Annotated in this window: 15 protein-coding genes, 1 pseudogene and 1 CRISPR repeat array; of the genes and pseudogenes, 1 reads left to right on the forward strand and 15 read right to left on the reverse strand. The window is 61.5% G+C overall.

Going from position 1 to position 19,422, the window contains the following annotated elements; genetic code table 11:
- The first annotated feature begins 79 nt into the window (after positions 1–79).
- Complete coding sequence (locus NMD1_RS10510; protein ID WP_125954707.1) at positions 80–655, forward strand: recombinase family protein; 576 nt, start codon at positions 80–82, stop codon at positions 653–655.
- Between the two features lie 6 nt (positions 656–661).
- Positions 662–2,745: a CRISPR direct-repeat array (repeat unit 36 nt; unit sequence GCCGTGGTTTCCCTACCGATTTGCCCATGGTAGGAC).
- Positions 2,746–2,802: 57 nt separating this feature from the next.
- Here NMD1_RS10510 and cas2 read toward each other — a convergent pair.
- The 15 genes and pseudogenes from cas2 to NMD1_RS10580 all read right to left on the reverse strand — a co-directional run bounded on the left by cas2 (position 2,803) and on the right by NMD1_RS10580 (position 19,411).
- Positions 2,803–3,132 (reverse strand): CRISPR-associated endonuclease Cas2, encoded by a 330-nt coding sequence (cas2, locus tag NMD1_RS10515; protein ID WP_125954708.1) that lies wholly within the window; start codon positions 3,130–3,132, stop codon positions 2,803–2,805.
- Positions 3,133–3,134: 2 nt separating this feature from the next.
- Positions 3,135–4,037 (reverse strand): type II CRISPR-associated endonuclease Cas1, encoded by a 903-nt coding sequence (gene cas1, locus NMD1_RS10520; protein ID WP_125954709.1) that lies wholly within the window; start codon positions 4,035–4,037, stop codon positions 3,135–3,137.
- Positions 3,995–7,171, reverse strand: coding sequence for a type II CRISPR RNA-guided endonuclease Cas9 (cas9, locus tag NMD1_RS10525; RefSeq protein WP_125954710.1), 3,177 nt, complete (start codon positions 7,169–7,171; stop codon positions 3,995–3,997). Before cas9 ends, cas1 begins: the two co-directional genes overlap by 43 nt.
- A gap of 224 nt (positions 7,172–7,395) precedes the next feature.
- Positions 7,396–7,788 (reverse strand): hypothetical protein, encoded by a 393-nt coding sequence (locus tag NMD1_RS10530; RefSeq protein ID WP_125954711.1) that lies wholly within the window; start codon positions 7,786–7,788, stop codon positions 7,396–7,398.
- Positions 7,789–7,867: 79 nt separating this feature from the next.
- On the reverse strand, positions 7,868–8,353 hold the full coding sequence (locus NMD1_RS10535) for a hypothetical protein (RefSeq protein WP_125954712.1): 486 nt from the start codon (positions 8,351–8,353) through the stop codon (positions 7,868–7,870).
- Positions 8,354–8,374: 21 nt separating this feature from the next.
- Positions 8,375–9,625: a hypothetical protein gene (locus NMD1_RS10540; protein ID WP_125954713.1), complete on the reverse strand. Its 1,251-nt coding sequence runs from the start codon at positions 9,623–9,625 to the stop codon at positions 8,375–8,377.
- Positions 9,626–9,947: 322 nt separating this feature from the next.
- Positions 9,948–10,301 carry a DUF3768 domain-containing protein gene (locus NMD1_RS10545; protein WP_125954714.1) on the reverse strand — a complete coding sequence of 118 codons (354 nt, stop codon included), beginning with the start codon at positions 10,299–10,301 and terminating at the stop codon, positions 9,948–9,950.
- 95 nt (positions 10,302–10,396) lie between these two features.
- On the reverse strand, positions 10,397–11,035 hold the full coding sequence (locus tag NMD1_RS10550) for a hypothetical protein (RefSeq protein ID WP_125954715.1): 639 nt from the start codon (positions 11,033–11,035) through the stop codon (positions 10,397–10,399).
- A 411-nt stretch (positions 11,036–11,446) separates the two neighbouring features.
- A complete protein-coding gene (locus tag NMD1_RS10555; protein WP_125954716.1) occupies positions 11,447–12,127 on the reverse strand; it encodes a lysozyme inhibitor LprI family protein in 681 nt (226 codons plus the stop codon).
- Positions 12,128–12,181: 54 nt separating this feature from the next.
- Complete coding sequence (locus NMD1_RS21245; RefSeq protein ID WP_158453939.1) at positions 12,182–12,352, reverse strand: hypothetical protein; 171 nt, start codon at positions 12,350–12,352, stop codon at positions 12,182–12,184.
- 181 nt (positions 12,353–12,533) lie between these two features.
- Positions 12,534–13,775: a site-specific integrase gene (locus tag NMD1_RS10560; RefSeq protein ID WP_125954717.1), complete on the reverse strand. Its 1,242-nt coding sequence runs from the start codon at positions 13,773–13,775 to the stop codon at positions 12,534–12,536.
- Between the two features lie 313 nt (positions 13,776–14,088).
- The gene (locus NMD1_RS10565) at positions 14,089–15,264 is read right to left on the reverse strand and encodes an acetyl-CoA C-acyltransferase (RefSeq protein WP_125954718.1); all 1,176 of its coding nucleotides are present in this window, start codon (positions 15,262–15,264) and stop codon (positions 14,089–14,091) included.
- Entirely contained in the window at positions 15,257–16,855 is a 1,599-nt protein-coding gene (locus NMD1_RS10570; protein ID WP_125954719.1) for a class I adenylate-forming enzyme family protein, read from the reverse strand. The genes NMD1_RS10565 and NMD1_RS10570 overlap by 8 nt, the downstream gene beginning before the upstream one ends.
- 26 nt (positions 16,856–16,881) lie before the next feature.
- Positions 16,882–18,126 (reverse strand): annotated as a pseudogene (locus NMD1_RS10575) (3-hydroxyacyl-CoA dehydrogenase NAD-binding domain-containing protein); the annotation flags it as partial.
- Positions 18,127–18,178: 52 nt separating this feature from the next.
- Positions 18,179–19,411 carry a serine hydrolase gene (locus NMD1_RS10580; protein WP_125954780.1) on the reverse strand — a complete coding sequence of 411 codons (1,233 nt, stop codon included), beginning with the start codon at positions 19,409–19,411 and terminating at the stop codon, positions 18,179–18,181.
- Positions 19,412–19,422: the final 11 nt, after the last annotated feature.

Here is a 19,422-nt window from a genome sequence, read left to right on the forward strand (position 1 = left end):
TGCGCCGTTTCGAAAAGTAGCTTGCTCCTAATTTCGATACAATACATAATTCGAGACACATTTTCAATACAGGTGTGTCATGTCGCGCGTATTTGCATATTGCCGTGTCAGCACGGTTGAACAAACCCACGAAAACCAGGTTCTCGAAATTCAGGCTGCGGGTTTCCAACTCGAGCCGAGACACATCGTCGCTGAAACGGTTTCGGGCTCGACACCAGCCATGGAGCGGGAGGGCTTTCGCAAGCTAATCGTTCGGCTCGACTGGCATGACGTGTTGGTCGTGACCAAGCTCGATCGTCTGGGGCGCAATGCGATGGATGTTCGCGCCACGGTCGAGAAGCTCGCTGAAATGCGTGTCCGCGTTCACTGCTTGGCATTGGGCGGCGTGGACCTGACGAGCCCCGCCGGCAAAATGACCATGGCGGTGATCGCCGCTGTGGCTGAGTTCGAGCGTGACCTCTTGGTCGAACGAACCCAAGCGGGCTTGTCGCGCGCGAAGGCGCAAGGGAAGAAACTGGGTCGTCCTAGCGCTTTGACGGTTGAGCAGCAGCAAGCGGTCCGCAGGCGGCGCAAAGAGGGGGCATCGCTTGGCGAACTCGCCAAGGCATTCGGGGTTAGCCGTTCCGCAATTCAGCGTGTTGAACAGGCGCAATGAGTGAGCCCCGGATGATGGTATGCTCTTGGTTCATGGTAGGACGTTGTTGTGCTTCTTGTCGCTCTCGATGATGCCGTGGTTTCCCTTACCGATTTGCCCATGGTAGGACATGAGACGCAGGTGTGTGCGCTTATGGTGCGCCGTGGTTTCCCTACCGATTTGCCCATGGTAGGACAGGATGGCAGACTTACGGCCCCCGGTGGTGGCCGTGGTTTCCCTACCGATTTGCCCATGGTAGGACTCCGCGATCGACACCAGCACCGGCGGCACGGCCGTGGTTTCCCTACCGATTTGCCCATGGTAGGACGCGGACCGTCGCACCGCTGGGTGCCCCGGAGCCGTGGTTTCCCTACCGATTTGCCCATGGTAGGACTTGTCGTTGTTCCGGCCGGGGCGAATGCGCGCCGTGGTTTCCCTACCGATTTGCCCATGGTAGGACGGCACCCGGTTCCGGATGCCCACGAACGTTGCCGTGGTTTCCCTACCGATTTGCCCATGGTAGGACCCCAGCTCGCGCTAGCGCCCCACCCAAACCGCCGTGGTTTCCCTACCGATTTGCCCATGGTAGGACAACGACAAGTCGCAGGACTGCATCTTCTGCGCCGTGGTTTCCCTACCGATTTGCCCATGGTAGGACCGCCGGGTGTCCAGCATGGCCTGCGCGCAGGCCGTGGTTTCCCTACCGATTTGCCCATGGTAGGACATCTTCGGGATTGGATGGACCGTGTAGGCGGCCGTGGTTTCCCTACCGATTTGCCCATGGTAGGACGCCTGTGCATTGGCCTCGGCCGCCTTGGCGGCCGTGGTTTCCCTACCGATTTGCCCATGGTAGGACTCGGCGCGGACTACATCGATGACGCCGGCCGCCGTGGTTTCCCTACCGATTTGCCCATGGTAGGACCAGCCGCACGTCGATCAGCGAACGCTTCCAGCCGTGGTTTCCCTACCGATTTGCCCATGGTAGGACTCCCGCTCCTTGGTCAGCCGCTCGTTTTCCGCCGTGGTTTCCCTACCGATTTGCCCATGGTAGGACGATCGCGATCAACCGGCTTGGCGCGGAACTGCCGTGGTTTCCCTACCGATTTGCCCATGGTAGGACAAGGCACGCTGCACGCCAGCGGCCAGATCGGCCGTGGTTTCCCTACCGATTTGCCCATGGTAGGACCCGGTCGCCATGCAACGCGCTTGCGGTGCGCCGTGGTTTCCCTACCGATTTGCCCATGGTAGGACAAATCTTCGATATCATGGATACTGTTAAGAGCCGTGGTTTCCCTACCGATTTGCCCATGGTAGGACGCATCTCGACCGGCTGAACATCAGCAACGGGGCCGTGGTTTCCCTACCGATTTGCCCATGGTAGGACGCATCTCGACCGGCTGAACATCAGCAACGGGGCCGTGGTTTCCCTACCGATTTGCCCATGGTAGGACGCGCTGTTCGTCAACGCCGCGCGGCTGATCGCCGTGGTTTCCCTACCGATTTGCCCATGGTAGGACTGAACAGATCGTCCTTGGCCAGCTCGGGCTGCCGTGGTTTCCCTACCGATTTGCCCATGGTAGGACTCTCAATCACGGCATAGAGCGTCGGATATTGCCGTGGTTTCCCTACCGATTTGCCCATGGTAGGACACCGCCTCGCCGCGCAGCGCGCGTACCACGGCCGTGGTTTCCCTACCGATTTGCCCATGGTAGGACCTAAGCGCCGCTCGCTATCGCAAGGGTTAAGCCGTGGTTTCCCTACCGATTTGCCCATGGTAGGACCATACCCGCCAGCCGCATACTTAAATCGAAGCCGTGGTTTCCCTACCGATTTGCCCATGGTAGGACTCGCACTGTTCTGCCATAACCTCGCCGGCAGCCGTGGTTTCCCTACCGATTTGCCCATGGTAGGACCCACCTCGTGTCGCACTGTTCCATCGGCATGCCGTGGTTTCCCTACCGATTTGCCCATGGTAGGACGGCTGGCGGGCGAAGGCGGCGAACCGCTGGGCCGTGGTTTCCCTACCGATTTGCCCATGGTAGGACGTCGAACGATGCCACCACCGCACCGGCCACGCCGTGGTTTCCCTACCGATTTGCCCATGGTAGGACTGCTCGACGGTAACGGATTGGTTCTGCTGTGATTTTCGTGGAAATACTCCACCGAAATCACAGCAGAACCATCTGGGATGGCCCGACTTGTTCAGTTTTTGCCGCGGTCCCTAACATCAATTCCATTCTGCCATACTGCTTGTCCGTAACCTGGAGCGTCCTCACGCTGCCTTCCTTGGGCAGGCTGCTTCGCACCCGGCGGATATGCTTATCCACAGCATCTTGCCCCCGGCAGACCCTCGCGTAAACCGAAAGTTGCAGCATCATGTAGCCGTCCTTCTTGAGGAACTGGCGAAATTGGCTGGCTCGCCGTCTCTGCGGTTTTGTTTTCACCGGCAGGTCGAAGAATACCATCAACCACATGAAGCGTACCTCGTCGGCCTCCATGCTTAGTTGCGCCGGGCCAGCGGAAGCGCCGGTGTGTTTAGCGGTGTGGCGTTGCCGGCTTCGATCGATCTGACCAGGCTGGCGGCGACCGCCTCTGTTGCTGCAAGAATCGTCAAGCGCTCTTCGCCGATCGAGGTGTTCTCGCTCAGGATGCCCGCCATATGGCGGCGATCCTCGACGTCCATCTCGTCGCGTTCTTCGGCGGTTACCCGTGCACGGGCCATTCGATCGACGACCGGTCGGAATGGTTCAATGAGATCATCGACAAGATTGAATGGGTTTGTTCTGGATCTGTGATGAATGCCGAAGGCGGGAAGCAAGCCGGATGCAGCGCAGGACCGTGCAAGAGCGGCGCGGACCACAGCATATCCGTAATTCAGCAGGCCATTTCGCCGGTCTTCGTCATGGCGCCGGAATCCTTCGAAAAGGCGCTGCCAATAGGCACGGGCAGCCTGGGCCTCCAGGTTGTCAGGATCGCCCGAGCCAACCCGTCCCGCCATGGCGGACAGAGCGGTTGCATGATCACTTCCAATTCCGCGCAGGACGGCGGCTTGGTTTTCAATCTTGGCGGAAACGAGCTTTTGCCACAGCCGCTTTTTCAGCGGCTGGCTCATCCCGATCTGAGCGTGGGCGATGGCGGCTTGCGCATGATGCTGGTGGAATGACATGAGCATTCCAGCCGGATGGTGTTTCGCGTCTGGCACCACCATCGCAACACCGTTTTCCGCCAAGGCGCTTAGCAGGGAGCCGCTTACGGAGACTTGCGGAGTATCGAGAATTATCCAGGCGATGTCTTCGACCGGGAAGGTGAGCACCTCATCGCTATCTTCAGGATCGACAACGATCTGACGGCTGCGATGCGTCAGTCTGGCGGGATTGGAGATGTGCAGACCACGCCATGCCATGTGCGGACCTCGGATTTCACTTCGGAACGCACGCCGAAGCGATCCACATTATATTTCGAAAATCTTTTTAGGGTCTTTACACCCGAGCTCTTTTCAACTGGCTTGAGTGTATGGTGCTCATAGATCTTCAGAGCTGCCACAGATCGATCAAACGACACCACGTATCCAGCAACCACCCGACCGTCCCGCTTCTCGATCTCAACATAGCTTCGATTATAAATGCTCATCTTGAAGATATGATCGGAAGTAAGAGACTTCTCTTGGCCGTCCGTCGTCATGAAGGCTGCCGGAGGAGTCTTGCTATGAACCTCATGTGGGTAAATCGGCACTAGGTAGAATTCGTCCTCTCCCTTCTTGTTTGGCAAGGTGAACACATCGATTCGAACAAATTCCCCTCGGTCAGCGACGCCACCGCGAACGCCCACGGCTGGCTTCTTCTCTGTAGCGAGGCGGACCTTTAGAATGGGGTGACGTGGTGCGTCGGGCTCTTTCGAAACGGGTAGCCCAAGTGGAGGATTTTCCACGGGACGCCCCCTTTCGATCCAGTTTTCGATTGCCTCTGCGACCGCGAGGTTGCGTTCACGATCCTTCAGCATTGAAAGTTGCTTCAAAGCCTTGGCCTTGGAAAACTTACCCTTTTCCATGCCAAGGTCGATCACAGCCTTCCGTTCATAGACGATAAGCGCGCCATCGCGCTCCTTAACTTGGCGGATGGTTGCGGCGTGACCCTCGCCGCGCGCACGTCTCCGTTCCGGCCTTGCGACAAAAACACTGTCATATGCTTCCTTGACCTCCCGGCGGAAGCTGGCGGCATCGCCCCATGGCGGATCAACCTGGCGTAGCGGGCGGGCAAGGCCTTTCTGTTCCCATTCCTGATAGGACCGGGTGAGCCGCTGCACTTCCCATTCTCCGATCGCAGCAACGACGAGTGCATCGAGAGCGTGGTGGCGGGCATCCTCGACGCGCTTGCCGTCAACCTTTTTCAGGGACTCGACGCCCCACGCATGGCGCAGGGCTGAGGTCAGCCCGCCCGGCCGCGTGAACACTCGGCGGTTGCCGCCTTTTTCCTGCCGGTCACCTTCCGGGTAGAAAAGCTTCACTGCTTCGGCGAGCAGGCGCGATGCATAACGAGTGTCATTCAGGTTGCGTGTGCGGAAGCGTTCTTCCGCCTCCTTCGCGTTCTTGAGGACGTAGTTGCGCTTCTTCGCGCCCCGGAACGCGGTGTTCCCTTCGATCCGGGCTAGAAAGGTATTCCAGGCATCCTCGCCTTGCGATGACATGATCCATTCGAAGGGTGTTTGCCCCTTCTTCTCCTGATTTGCCCGCGCAGTGCAGAGCACCTTGTTGGAGTAGCTGTCATCCCCGAACCGCGACCATGGAAGGATATGGTCGACCTGATGGCTGTTGTCGGTTGCAATGATCGCCGTCGCTGGAATCGCTTTGTCCGTGTATGGGCAGCGCCCGGCCTGTTCCTTCCATAGACGGTAACGCAGCAACGTATCGCCGTTCACGTCCTCAATGCCCAGCAGCTCGCGGACTTCATCGCGCTGGCGTTCGCGCTCTGCCGTATTCTTGTCGATGCCGCGCTTGATCTCGTTGCGCTTTTCAAGGCTGTTGCCGACATCGCGCGCTATCTCGATGTGCACAGCATCGGGCAAACCCCAGCGATTGCGCATCGCCCAAAGCTGCTTCAGCCCTTCAGTGAGGGATTTTCGCGCGACGGGATTGGCTATTTCGTCGCCCATCGATTTGACCAGCGCATTGAACCCCGCCTTGTCCGCTACCTGCTCGCGCTTCGACCAGCGGGACGCCGCATGGTCATATCCGACGGCCTCGCAAGCCTGATCGTAACGCAGCCCCGCTTCGAGGTGCGGGATCAGTGCGCGCGCCGCCTTTGCGGAGATATGACCCGCCCCCTTGAACCGCGAAAATGCAGCAAGGTCTTCCAGCAGCGCGTCCACCGCTGCGGCGCGAAGGCCGAGCTTGCGCAATTCCTCGCCAATCTTGTCAGCCGTTTCGTGAAAGCTGATGATATGAGCGATCTGGTCAAGCTGCTCCGGCTTGTCCTGTAATTCCACCCAGAGCACTTCGCCAAGCGCGTCGCGCAGCTTCCTGGTACCGTGCATCGCCTCGCCGGTGCGCGCTGCGATGTCTTGCGCTTCTTCCTCCGGCTTGAATGCGGTGAATCGCTGATCCGCTGGCAACCCGATCCGCTTGCGCACCTCCTTGACAGAGAGCTTGGCCGTTTTGCCCAGATCGCCCGTCGCCAGTCTGACCTCCTCAGGCGTGAGCGGGCGCTCACCCTCCGGCGTAGTAATGCGCAAGTTCACCAGCTTGCCGAGCAGGCGGAACTTTTCGAAAGACGGGGCAAATCTGGCGGCGCGCTTCTCCTTGGGCTCGAACTGGCACATGCCGACCAGCTTTTCGCTGTCCTGCATTTCCAACTGGCGAAAAGCGATGGCAGTGAACTCAGCTTCAAGGGCGGTTGAAGCCGTATCATTGCCCAAGCGACGCTGCGCTTCGAACAACTTTCCGACCTCATGGATCAGATCATCACGGCTTTGGGTGCGGTCAAACAGTCCATCGCGATTGCGCTTGCGATCACGGAAATCTGCATCGCGGCCAAACATCTCGCCAACGGTTCGATAGCGGCCGAGCCGCTCGCGGGTCGCCTCCAGCGCCCTGAGCATCTTCTGATCGTCGCCGGCGGTATTCGCCTCCTTGCCCTTTCTGGCCGATTTGAACCCACGTCGCTTGGCGATGTGCCCCAGGGCAACGGCGAATTCGGCGGGGGAAAGTGGCTTGTCCAGCCCTCGCGCGCGCAGTTCCCACGGATCAAGTCCGGCGCGCTTCAGAGCATCCGGTTCGTTGCCAGCCAGCAATCCGCGCTGGGTAAACAGGCGGCGGATTTCTGCCATCCGCTGCGCGCGACGACGGATGACCCGGCGCAGCAGGCGGTTGCCGCGTCTGACCTGGTTGGTGGGCGTCCGTTCCTTGTCGGTTTCGGGAACATCGAACATCCATGATCCCATGGCGACAATCTCGCCGGATGAATCACCGGAGGTGGGATGGCGCAGCGCGGCCCACCCACAAGATGCAATGCCCAGATCGATACCAAACACGAGGCCGTTCATTACTTTCCCCTTTCTTTCGAAAGAAGCGCCTTGACCCGGCAAGGTCAATCGGCAATCGTGATTGCGGCAAATCGGTAGGGAAGCCACGGTAACAGAGCTTCACTGTGAAGGATCATCCCGAAGGGGAAATTCCTTGTTGGAGCACTGATACAGAGGCTTCTGTATTCACAAGACCCTCCCTGGGTTACCGGGGAGGGTTTTGTTGTTGGAGAGCGAAGTAGCAGTCACATCTCCCAGGTGTCGCCGTTGCTTTGAGCTTTGCCTGACGCGATGTTTCTTTGCCGGTATCGATGATACGCGACTTCGCCAGCAAGGATGATGATGCCGCAGCTGACCGGCCCCATCACCGAACGCACGTGGCGCGATACCATCGGGGGCAAGGCAAGGCCATCCACGAGCACTTCGATGGCGATGATGAAAACGGCAACAGCCAAAATCTTCCATGCCGGGGGGCTTGTGACCATGGCGTGCAAGTCCGGTCCAAGGAGACCTTCGCGCGCCCATCGGGCCAGTAGAAGAGGTATGGCCAAGATTAGGGTCAATCGTGCGGTGTCCGGACTATGCATCTGTATGCTGGCGATGCTTGCGATCAACAAGGCAAGGATAGCATATGGCATCGCTCTTTCTCCTGCGTTCGTGCGCCATGGGGGACAAGGGCGCAGCTTTGCGCGTTGGCATCACACCCGTTGCCCGGCATCACTGCCTTTTGCCTTCGATGCGCCGCTGGTTCTCCGCCAGGATGTCGGCGTAGGGCCTGCCATTGATCTTGAAGCGCCCGATCAATTCGCGGCTGGTCATGCCGGTGCCCTCGAGCGAGTCCGGGAGATCCTCGAGGCTGACCTGATAGCCTTCGCCCGTGCCGGTGATGCGGAAGTAGAAGCGATCCATCGTGACGCTGTAGGCCCGGCCGTCGCGGCCGACCTTGATCAGGTTGTACGACGCCGCGCACACGACAAAGTTTGCCCCCGTCACGGCGGGGTGTGGCACGCCCAGATCGCCATACTGCCCATCGCTGCCGATGATGACGCGGGCGAAGGGATAGTTCTGCGACCACGCGCCGACCAGATCGGCGGCCACCTTGCGCATGCGGCTGTCGAGACAAAGGTCCGCGGCCTTGGCGGGACTGATGGCGCTGGCCGGCTGTAGCCCTGCGGCGAGAACGGCCAAGGTGCTCAAGAGCATCGGCATGTCCTCCAGCGCCAGTCAGTTGCTATGCGGCGCATAGAGGTCGTCCTCGGTCGGCTCGGCAGGACGGGGCGTCGGCCGCCCCATCGGTCCGGAGTTGGCTGGCTGCTGTGGCGCCTGAGGCTGCAACTGGGGGCGCTGGCTTCGGACGGCATTCACCGGGCCTTCAAGAATCTGCCCGGTGAGAAGCGGTTGATCCTTGACGAAGACCATGACGTCACCGCTTTGATCGGCGGTTGGGCGCAACGTGAACTCGATCGACGTGGCATCGCTGTCCCCGTAGTCGAGCTTTCCAATGCATCTGATCTCGTGAATGTCATCGCGTATGTCATCCATCGTCACTTGCGTGATCACGGTCGTGGCCATGCGCTCGGCCTTCCTCAATTCGGCGGGCGTCAAGCCGAACGGTTCTGGCCGCAGCCCATCGGGCAGGAGGATGTTCCGAACCGTCTCGATTATTCCGGAGTCGGCACAGGCCCGGCTATCGCCATCCATGACCAGTTGAGAAACGGCTGGTGGAACCTCGGCCGGGCTGAACGCCGCCTCGCTGGCTTCACCGCTGGCTTCTCCCGTTGCGGCCGAAGAGGCTTGCTCACCCGCATCTGGCGTGGCCCCTTCATTGCGTGAACACATTGCCAAGACCGCGATCACGATGACGGCGATCAGGATGATCTTGCCCGCCAAGGGCATGTCCTGCCACCATCCCCCAGTGGGAAGGCTGGCGATGGGGTCATGCGGTGGCGTGTCCTGCCGGGGAGCTTGCCTGTAGTACTCATAAGGGCCGGAAGAACCCGCGTTGCCGTATCCGCCGCCATGGGAAGACGAAAGGTCGTCGATCCGCTGGAGCGTGTTGCGCGTCGGCTCCGATCCGGAACGCTGCGCAGGGTGTGCCTGCGATACGCGATCCTGTCCCCGGTTGCGCTGTGCCGCCATTGCCAGTTGTTCGAGCGAAGGTGTGGCGATGGCATCGCGGATGGCATGGACGATCTGCTTGAACTGGTCCGCCTGCCCCTTGGCGAAGAACACGGTGTTGACATCGGATTCCGTTCCCGGATGTCGGGACGGGTTGCCGGCAAGCGTGAGGATCATCCGTCCCCGCGCCACCAAGCCGGCCGGATGGAATTCCACCGACTTGATGCTTGAGAGCGGAATGAACTGTTCCGACGCGGCCGCATCGAAGAGCATGCTGCCGCGTCGACGCGTGATCACCAGATGATGCTCGAACAGATCGACGGCGGCGTTGTGGCCATAGGCTCGGATCAGCACCATGACCGGCCTCCACCGTGATCATCGGCGTGGGGGAGGTCAGACCTGATGGCGAATGGACTGGATCGTGAACGATACCCCTGCTGCACACGTGCCTCCCTGTTCAACGGAGGCGCCGGGCAAAGCCGGGCGCTAGTAACCCCGAGCGAACCCAAGGCGTCGCCGCCTTTAGGCGAGCCCTGGACATGCGCGGACGACCGCCCGGCCGAAAAGCTCGACCGGCGTTCGCTGTTTGAGGTTACTAGGCCTCCCCCGTGGGACTGACCACAGGTAAGGGTGCTATGCGGCGAAGGCCGCGATTTTTCAAGATGGCGCCGGCCCATGGTCACAGGTCCATCGCGGTCATGACGGTAAGGACCCGTTGCGTTACCGCCTCGTCGGCCGGATCGGGCGAGCCGAATTCGAGATTGATGTCATAGGCGTCTATCTTCCAGAAGAAGCGCTCCCCGTTGAGCGTGACCTCGCCGAAGTCATGTTCGCCCCACGGGTCGTTGCCCGCCCTGAAATCGTCAAAGGCGCGGATCAGGCGCAGCAGCTCGGGCAATTCCCCGGCCGCCCGCACCGTCACCGTCCGGGTCAGGACATACTTCCCGCCGATCCCGGTCTTGCGCAGCCGGTCGTTCAGTTCCCGTATCCTGCGCGTCCTCGGATCGCGCGTCACATCCTCATGGCCAGCCATGATCAATATCCCTCTTGGCAAATAATGATGGGGAGACGCCGCGCGGCGGACGAGCCTCCATGAAGAAGACCGGTCCGCCGCGCGGCCCGCTATTCCTACTTGCGCTTGGCGGCGGCGCGGACCTGCTCGAGCAACGTGTCGAGCGCGGGCTTGGCGGCGATGGCCTGCGCCATGGCCTTGCCGAAGGGGGCCACGGTCGCGGTCAGGTCGTTCTGCTCGAACGCCTGCGCCAACTTCTCGGCGGGAATGTGGATGGGCACGAACAGCGCGAGGCTTTCCTCGTCCCGGGCAAACCCCTGCTGCCACAAGGCCGCCACCGCCTTGTCATCGCGGATGATCGCTTCGGCATATTCCTGCAGGCCCCTGCGGAACACCAGCTCGACGCACAGGAACGAGGGACCGGTCTTGGTCGCGGCGGCGATCCAGGTATGCTCGTTGCCTTCCTCGTCTGCCGAAATCTCCGACACCTGCAGCCACATGTCGCCGGTGCCGACGCCCCGGGTCATCTTCCAGTCCGGGCAGACCACTTGTGTCATCCAATCGTTCTCGATGACCTGCCACGGGTCCTTGGCGACCTTCTCGATCGCCAGCAGCCCCTCGGTCATCATTCGCTCGCTCAACGGTCCGGCGGCGTGGAAGAAGTCCGCTTCGATCTGGCCAATGGTGCGCACCACCCGGGCGGCCCATTCGTGATCCTGCCGATCGGCGGCCTTGGCGCGGTGTTCGTGGTCCATGTTTGTCAATCCCTTTGCAGAAGTGGAGGCCACCAAGGGGACCTCCTCCGGTGTGACACCGGTCTTGCAGCAGGGTGCGATGGTCGCGGGGAACATCCCCCGACGGCACGCACATTGACCCGGCCGGGACCATCCCGACCATCCCCTTCGTGGACCGCGTTTCGAGAATGCGCCAACCCCGGTTCATCCGGCGGCGACAATGGCTGGCGCTGCGCCATACTAGCGGAGGGGGCCGAAAATGTCAAAAATGGCCAGTTTGCTGGCGCTAAAAAGGATATTCTATTCAATAACTTATGGAAATTTCATTGCAAATATTGCCCTCTACCAAAGGCTATGCGTGAGGTCATGCATGCTCACTTTCCGTGCGCATATAACAGATGTGTCGTTTCGACGGGAGCGCGCAATCTGGGCTCAGTAGCCATTGTCGTTATCGTGATAGGTGAAGCGGCGAAGCTGTCCCGACCGTTCGTTGTTCATCCGCGTCTCACAATTTAGCCTCGCTGCTTCTCTCACGGATGGCTCTATTGATTGCGAAGCTGCTTCGATTTTGCAGTCTGCAGTCTTCCGCTTGATCCATGCGCGTTGGACGGGAAGGAGTTGATCACGTTGGTCGCTTGGGATGGCTCCCCAGATCGTGTTGATCGTCTGATTCGAAAGATCGAACTCCGCCTTGGCCTCACCGAGTGTGGCCTGCTTCTGCTCGGTCAACGCTGCTTGTTCCTGCTGTTCGGCGAGTTGGGCCTGCTGCTGCTCTTGTTGATGCGATTGCTGGATAGACCTGTAGCCGAGGTGTCCGCCCAAGATCGCGCTGATGAATGTGGGTGTCGCGTCAGCATTTTCGAGTTCGGAATAAACCTTCTGGCCATCATCGGTCGGCTGCACGTTGAAATCGATATCAATTTTAAATGCATTGGCTTCACGCTCAGCGCCGCTGTTGTCAGCCAATTCTGAGACTTTGTTCAGGCCTTGCATCTCTCGTGTTTTATCAGCATCCGTAATCATCGCGTCTGGAAAAACGACCTTCAATTTGCCGGTGCAGAATTTCTTCGTGCTGTTCGGATCTTCTTTCGATGTGCGCACATCCTCTATCACGAATTTGATCTGTTCGAGAGCTGCTCGAATTTTTGATTTTGAAATAATCGATCCCTAAATTCCTTCACTCTCAGAAGAAATCTTCTTTTCGATCTGCTCTTTAATGATCGATATCGTAGTCTCTTGGCCCGAGGAGGAGGTGCAGCCGAGTTTTTCGCCGAAGGCGCTGCCGCAACCCGACAGGCATGCGGTGGCAAACAAAAGCAGAGCAGCCGAACGAACCATTGTGTCCCCCGTTTGCAACGCACTCCCGTGCATTCGATTAATCGTTAGTAAATTATGGGGATGCGTCAATATTATGGGATGCCGTAAGGCAATTACCTGCCATTATGGATGTTAATTGCCCGCTGCCGCGACGGTCGCCAGATTCTTCGATAGCGTGTCTCCAAAAGGGGGGGCGTGATGCTTAAATGATCTCAATCACGTCCGAGGTCCTTTTTACCCGCACCTTCGCTTTGGCCCTCTTCTTTGCGGGAGTAAAAGCGGTTGAAATGAACGTCCCGATCTCGTTCGCGGCTTTGAGTGCTGGGTCGGAGTCGACGTGGGCATATCGCTGGGTGGTCTGGGCCTGCGAATGACCGAGGAGGCGGCCGATGACTGGCAGGGATGCGCCCTGCGAAACCGCGATGCTGGCGGCTGTGTGCCTCAAATCGTGCAGTCGCACTTCATTGATCTTTGCGTCCACGCATACCCGCTGCCAGGGCTTGCGCAGGTTGGCGAATGGCTTCTTGGGGTCCGAGGCCGAGGGAAAAACATAAAGTTTCCGACCGGATATGCTCTTCTGGCGCTTCAGCACGACTTTAGCCTGGTCGCTGAGGTAGACCGGCTTTGCCCCTGTCTTGCTATCGGGCAGGTTCAGCACGCCATGCTTGAGATCGACCCACTTCCACTGTGCGGTCAGTATCTCGTTCAGGCGCGCGCCCGTGAGCAGGAGGAGTTCGATCGCATTCCGGGCCGTCTGGGTTATCGTGCCGTCCGTTGAAAGCTTCGACAGCGATGCGCCAAGGCGCTTGAGTTCGGTCCCGGTCAGATACCGTGTACGTGACCGCTCCTCGAAACGGGCAACGTGCTTGCAAGGGTTGGTTCCTTGGGAGCGCCATTCCCATGCTTCAGCTAGCGACATCAATCTGGAGAGCAGGGCAAGTGCTCGGTTGGCGCGGTAGGGTGCGTCACGGTATCCTTTGTGGAACCGATCGATGTCGCTTCGGGCAAGGGTTTCGACCTTGGAGGTCCCGAACCGGGGGGCAATCAGGTCGTTCCAGATTGCCTTATAGTCGCGCTGGGTGAGTGGCTTCTTCCGGGGCAGTTCCTCTTTCTCGAATCGCGCCCATGCGTCATTGAGCCTTGGCGCGGCGCGCAGCAGGCTTCTTTTGCCTTGTGGGTCTCCGCCTCGCGTTATCTCTGCGTATGCCTGCCTTGCGAGGTCACGCGCTTGATCCAGCGTTAGCGCTCCGTAGGTGCCGATAGTGTACCATCGCTGCTTGGCGCTGCGTCCGCCGCCATCGGTGCGGTACTTCAGGATGAAACGCTTCTGACCACTGGGCAGAGCCTTGACGCCAAACCCGGGTACGGCCTCGTCCCAGAGGAAGACGGGAGCCGGGCCACCAGCCTCCAGCGCATCGATTTCACGTTTGGTTAGCTTGCTCATTGACGCACAAATAGCAACCACATAGCAACCACGCAACATGGCATATGGTGGCATTCAATGGCAAAGCGGCGTTGCCGTATGAATAGAAAAATTACGTAAAATCAGTAACTCCATGGTGGGGAGAGGTAAGCGGGGGCAAACCGCCGTAGTCCCAAAAAACTGACTTTTAATCAGTAGGTCGCTGGTTCGAATCCAGCAGGGCTCACCATTCCAGCATCGACGGTTTTGCACGCAGCGCCCCATCCGGACGGGGCGCCAACGCACCATATGCGCGCCGATCGGAGGGAGCGCGGCTGCGCCCCCTCCGCGTGGTTCACAGCACTTCGAACAGGCCGGCCGCGCCCATGCCGCCGCCGACGCACATCGTTACCACGACGTACTTGGCGCCCCGGCGCTTGCCTTCGATCAGGGCGTGCATGGTGCAACGCGCCCCGGTCATGCCATAGGGGTGGCCGATCGAGATCGAGCCGCCGTTGACGTTGAGCAGATCGTTGGGGATGCCCAGCTTGTCACGGCAGTACAGCACCTGCACGGCGAAGGCCTCGTTCAGTTCCCACAGGCCGATGTCGTCCATCTTGAGGCCGAAGCGGTTGAGCAGCTTGGGGATGGCGAAGACCGGGCCGATGCCCATCTCGTCCGGCTCGGTGCCGGCGACCGCCATGCCGACATAGCGGCCCAGCGGCGTCAGGCCCTTTTGCGCGGCCACGGCGGCTTCCATGATCACCACGGCGGCGGAACCGTCGGAAAGCTGGCTGGCGTTGCCGGCGGTGACGATGCCGCCTTCGATCACCGGCTTCAGCGCGGTCAGGTTTTCCAGCGTGGTCGAGGGCCGGTTGCCTTCGTCCTTGGCGAGGTGGACGTCCTGATAGGTGACTTCCCCGGTTTCCTTGTTGACCACGGCCATCGAGGCATCGGCGGCGACGATCTCGTCATCGAACTTGCCGGCCGCCTGCCCCGCAGCGGTGCGCTGCTGCGACTGGAGCGCGTACTCGTCGCAGGCTTCGCGGCCGATGCCATAGCGTTGGCCGACGATTTCCGCCGTCTGCAGCATCGGCATGTAGATTGCCTTGTGCATTTCCACCAGCGAACGGTCGGGCATGACGCGCATGTCCTTGGTCTGGACAAGGCTGATCGATTCCTGTCCGCCGGCGGCGACCACGTCCATGCGGTCGATGATGACCTGCTTGGAAGCGGTGGCGATGGTCATCAGGCCCGACGAGCACTGGCGGTCCATGCTCATGCCCGATGTGGTGACCGGCAGGCCGGCCCGCAGCGCGACCTGGCGGGCGATGTTGCCGGCCTGCGCGCCCTGTTGCAGCGCCGCGCCCCACACCACGTCATCGACTTCGCCCGGCTCGATCCCGGCGCGCGCGACGGCGGCCTGCAGCGAAAGCGCGCCCAGCGTGGCGCCGGGGGTGGCATTGAACGCGCCCTTGTAGGCGCGCCCGATCGGGGTGCGCGCGGCGGCGACGATAACGGCATCACGCATGGTCGTTCTCCTTGATGTTCCGGGTCATTGATGTGGCTTGGGCAATGGGATTTCCGCCGAAGCGGTCGCGCAGCTCGCGCTTGAGCACCTTGCCGATCGGGCTGCGCGGCAGTTCGTCGACCACCTCGATGGCGGCGATGCGCTGAGTCTTGCCGAGGCGGCTGTTGGCTTCGGCCAGGATCGCCTGCGGATCGGCGGCGGTATCGGCCAGCACGACCACCGCGAGCGGGGTTTCGCCCCACTTTTCGCTGGGCACGCCGACCACCGCTGCTTCGCGCACGGCGGGCTGGCGGGTCAGCTCCGCTTCGAGGTCGGTCGGGAAGATGTTGAAGCCGCCCGAAATGATCATGTCCTTGGCGCGGTCCATCAGGATCAGGAAGCCGTCCTCATCAAACTTGCCGATATCGCCGTGGCGGATGTAGCGGCGCCCTTCGCCGTCGAACCATTCGACTTCGCGCGTCTTCTCGTCCTGACCGTGGTAGCCGTTCATCATGATCGGGGAATGGCCGACGATTTCGCCGACTTCGCCCTGCGGCAGCTCGTTGCCGTCCTCGTCGATGATCTTGATGACATGGCCGGGGCTGGGCTGGCCGACGGTGTGGAGCTTGTCCGGGTGGAGGTGCGCCACCAGGATCGCCGTCGCGCCGCCTTCGGTCATGCCGTAGCCGTCGGTAAGGCCGCCGGGCCAGCGACGCAAGACATCGGCCTTGAGCCAGGCGGGGAAGGGCGCCGAGGTCGAGGACTTGAGCCGGTAGGACGACAGATCGAAGCGGTCGAAATCGGGCACTTCCATGATGCGGCGGTACTGCACCGGCACTAGCATGGCGTGCGTGACGCGTTCGCGCTGGGAGAGTTCGAGAAAGCCGCGCGCGTCAAACTTCTTCATCAGCACCACCTTGCCGCCCGCAGTGAGCGTGGGCAGGAAGCTGACCAGCGTGGTGTTGGAATAGAGCGGCGTGGAGCAGATCACGCAGGTATCGTCGTCATAGCCGCCGACGATCGTGCGCCGCGCGTATTCGTGGCGCATCTTGTGGCTTTGCACGATGCCCTTGGGTGATCCGGTGGTTCCCGACGAATAGATGATGTTGAACGGATCGCCGGGCGCGGGCAGGCGTTCCTCGGGCTGTGCGCCTTCCGCGGCAAGCCACCGCGAGAAGGGTTCCCCGGCGGCGCTGTCGTCCAGCGCGATGCGCCGGACGCCGGCGGGAAACGGCAACCCTGCCAGGCGGTCCGCCATCTCGGCATCGAGCAGCAGCACGCGGCTGCCACTGTCGGCCAGCATCGCCAGCACCGTTTCGGGCGCGGCGGTGGAGGTCAGCGGCGCGGCCACGGCGCCGGCGCGGATCGCGCCGAGGAAGGCAAGGCCCGTGCGCACCGAATTGAGCGCGGCAATGGCGACGGGTTCGTCCTTGCCCACGCCTTCGCGCTGGAGCGCGGCGGCGACGCGGTCGAGCAGCGCGTCCAGCTCCGCCCAGCTCACGCTGCTATGTTCGTCGGCAATGGCGGTGGCATCCCCCCTGCGCGCGGCGTGCGCGCGCAGGATGGTGGTGAGCGGCACGAACTCCGCTTCGGCGATGTCTTCGATCCGCAAGGCTTCTCTCCCGCCGCCGTGGTGGATCAGGCGTTGAACGTTTCGCCGGCGGCGGCCTTGCGCGCCAGCAGCGGTGCGACCGGCAGGCCGTACTTTTCCAGGCCGGCGGCGACCGTATCCAGCCCGATGTGGTCGGCCCAGAACATCGGGCCGCCGGTCCAGGCTGGCCAGCCATAGCCGTTCAGCCAGACCGTATCGATGTCCGACGCGCGCTGGGAAATGCCTTCCTCCAGGATAAGCGCACCTTCGCTGACCATCGGATAGAGCAGGCGTTCGCGGATCTCGTCCTTGCCGATCGTGCGCTGGGGCTTGCCTTCGCGCGCGGCCCATTCGGCGATGATCGTCTTCACTTCTTCCGACGGCGTGCGCTGACGGTTCTCGTCGTAATCGTAGAAGCCCTTCTTGGTCTTCTGGCCCCAGCGGCCGACCGCGCAGAGCGAATCCCGCAGCGTTTCGATGCGGTTGGGATCGCGGTGCCAGCCGATGTCGACGCCGGCGAGGTCCGACATCTGGTACGGTCCCATCGGGAAGCCGAATTCGAGCAGAGCCTCGTCCACTTCCCAGTAGTTCGCACCTTCCATGATCAGCGCGTGCGCCTGGGCCTGGCGCGGTGAGAGCATGCGGTTGCCGATGAAGCCGTGGCACACGCCCGAAACCACCGGCACCTTGCCGATCTTGACCGACAGAGCCATGACCGTGGCGAGCTGCTGCTTGCCGGTCTTCGCGCCACGCACCACTTCGAGCAGCTTCATCACGTTGGCGGGCGAGAAGAAGTGCATGCCCAGCACCGCTTCGGGACGCGACGTGGCGCCGGCGATTTCGTTGACGTCGAGATAGCTGGTGTTGCTGGCCAGGATCGCGCCGGGCTTGGCGATGCCGTCGATCCGGCCGAAGACCTCCTTCTTGACGTCCATGTTCTCATAGACCGCCTCGATGATGAGGTCGGCTTCGGCCAGCGCGCCGAAGTCCAGCGTCGGCGTGAGGCGGCCCATGGCCGCTTCGGCTAGCGCGGCGTCCATCTTGCCGCGCTTCACCGTGTTCTCGTAGTTCTTCCGCATCGTGGCCACACCGCGATCGAGCGCTTCCTGCGTCATTTCCACGATCGTCACGGGAATGCCGGCGGTCAGGAAGTTCATGGTGATGCCGCCGCCCATGGTGCCCGCGCCGATCACGCCTACGCGGTTTACGGGCAGCAGCGGGGTGTCGGCCGGAATGTCGTCAACGCGCGCGGCGGCGATGCGGGCCGCGTCGATGTGTTCCTTGGCGCCGGAAATGGGGTCGGACATGATGTACCTCTCCTGAGTATGGGGTCTGGTTGCGGGTTCAGGCGCGGCTTTGCGCCATCGCGCCGTAGATCAGGGTCTTGAGCTGCCGCCGGATCGGATAGGCGGAGGAGGGCAGAAGCTGCGTCATGAAGACCATGTGCAGCTTCTCCACGGGATCGATGAAGAAGGCGGTCGAGAAGATGCCGCCCCAGAAGAATTCGCCGGCGCTGCCGGGCACCAGCGCCTTGGCCGGATCGAGCAGTACGCCGAAGCCGAGCCCGAAGCCGGTGCCGGCGTTGTTCGCTTCGCTGAACAGCGAGGTGGAGACCTGGGTGAGATCGACGCCGCCCGGCAGGTAGTTGCGCGCCATCAGCTGCAGCGTCTTGGGCGAAACGATCCGCGCCCCATTCGCCGCGCCACCTCCGGTCAGCATCGCGCAGAAGCGGTGGTAGTCGGCCGTGGTGGACAGCAGGCCGCCACCGCCGCTTTCGAAGCGGGGTTCGCGGGTGAGATTGGTCTTCGCCGCTTCGTCGAGCAGTTCGGGCGGCTTGCCGGGCACGTAGTTCCAGGCGTCGGTCAGCCTGTCCTGCTTTTCGGGCGGGCAATGGAACGCGGTATCGACCATGCCCAGCGGTTCGAAAATCCGCGTGCGGAAGAATTCACCCAGGCTCAGGCCCGAAACGCGCGCCACGATCACGCCCAGCACATCGGTGGATACCGAATAATTCCAGCCGGTACCCGGCGCGTATTCCAGCGGGATCTTGGCGAGTTCGGTCACGAAATGGTCGTTGCCCGGCAGGCTGGCGTGCCCGTCCAGCTTGCCCTTGCGATAGGCGGCATCGACGTTCGTGCGGTTCTGGATGCCATAGGTGAGGCCCGACATATGCGTCAGCAGATCGACGATCCGCATCCCCGTGGCGGGCCTGCCCGGCACGAACGGCGCTTCGCCCCCGCCGCCCGCATAGACCGTCAGGTTCGCGAACTCCGGAACGAAGCGGGTGACAGGATCGTCAAGCGCGATCAGCCCTTCCTCGACCAGCATCATCAGCGCGATGGAGGTGACCGGCTTGGTCATCGAAGCGATGCGGAAGATGGCATCCTCGCGCAGCGGCGTTCCATCGGCACGGGCCTTGCCCAGCGTGGCGCGGAAGAACGGCAGGCCATCGCGCGCCACCAGGACGTCGGTTCCTGCCAGCTTGCCGGGGGCAAGGTAGCGTTCTTCGAGAAAGGCCGGGATGCGCGCGAGGCGGGCGGCGTCGAAACCGGCGTCTTCGGGGCGGATCAGGTCCATCGCTTGCTGGT

The organism is Novosphingobium sp. MD-1 (genome assembly GCF_001014975.1).
In the GTDB taxonomy this organism is placed as follows: domain Bacteria; phylum Pseudomonadota; class Alphaproteobacteria; order Sphingomonadales; family Sphingomonadaceae; genus Novosphingobium.

Coding starts and splice junctions, on each gene's coding strand:
- NMD1_RS10510 (WP_125954707.1), top strand. CDS start 80: ATGTCGCGCGTATTTGCATATTGCCGTGTCAGCACGGTTGAACAAACC.
- cas2 (WP_125954708.1), bottom strand. CDS start 3,132: ATGGAGGCCGACGAGGTACGCTTCATGTGGTTGATGGTATTCTTCGAC.
- cas1 (WP_125954709.1), bottom strand. CDS start 4,037: ATGGCATGGCGTGGTCTGCACATCTCCAATCCCGCCAGACTGACGCAT.
- cas9 (WP_125954710.1), bottom strand. CDS start 7,171: ATGAACGGCCTCGTGTTTGGTATCGATCTGGGCATTGCATCTTGTGGG.
- NMD1_RS10530 (WP_125954711.1), bottom strand. CDS start 7,788: ATGCCATATGCTATCCTTGCCTTGTTGATCGCAAGCATCGCCAGCATA.
- NMD1_RS10535 (WP_125954712.1), bottom strand. CDS start 8,353: ATGCTCTTGAGCACCTTGGCCGTTCTCGCCGCAGGGCTACAGCCGGCC.
- NMD1_RS10540 (WP_125954713.1), bottom strand. CDS start 9,625: ATGGTGCTGATCCGAGCCTATGGCCACAACGCCGCCGTCGATCTGTTC.
- NMD1_RS10545 (WP_125954714.1), bottom strand. CDS start 10,301: ATGGCTGGCCATGAGGATGTGACGCGCGATCCGAGGACGCGCAGGATA.
- NMD1_RS10550 (WP_125954715.1), bottom strand. CDS start 11,035: ATGGACCACGAACACCGCGCCAAGGCCGCCGATCGGCAGGATCACGAA.
- NMD1_RS21245 (WP_158453939.1), bottom strand. CDS start 12,352: ATGGTTCGTTCGGCTGCTCTGCTTTTGTTTGCCACCGCATGCCTGTCG.
- NMD1_RS10560 (WP_125954717.1), bottom strand. CDS start 13,775: ATGAGCAAGCTAACCAAACGTGAAATCGATGCGCTGGAGGCTGGTGGC.
- NMD1_RS10565 (WP_125954718.1), bottom strand. CDS start 15,264: ATGCGTGATGCCGTTATCGTCGCCGCCGCGCGCACCCCGATCGGGCGC.
- NMD1_RS10580 (WP_125954780.1), bottom strand. CDS start 19,411: ATGGACCTGATCCGCCCCGAAGACGCCGGTTTCGACGCCGCCCGCCTC.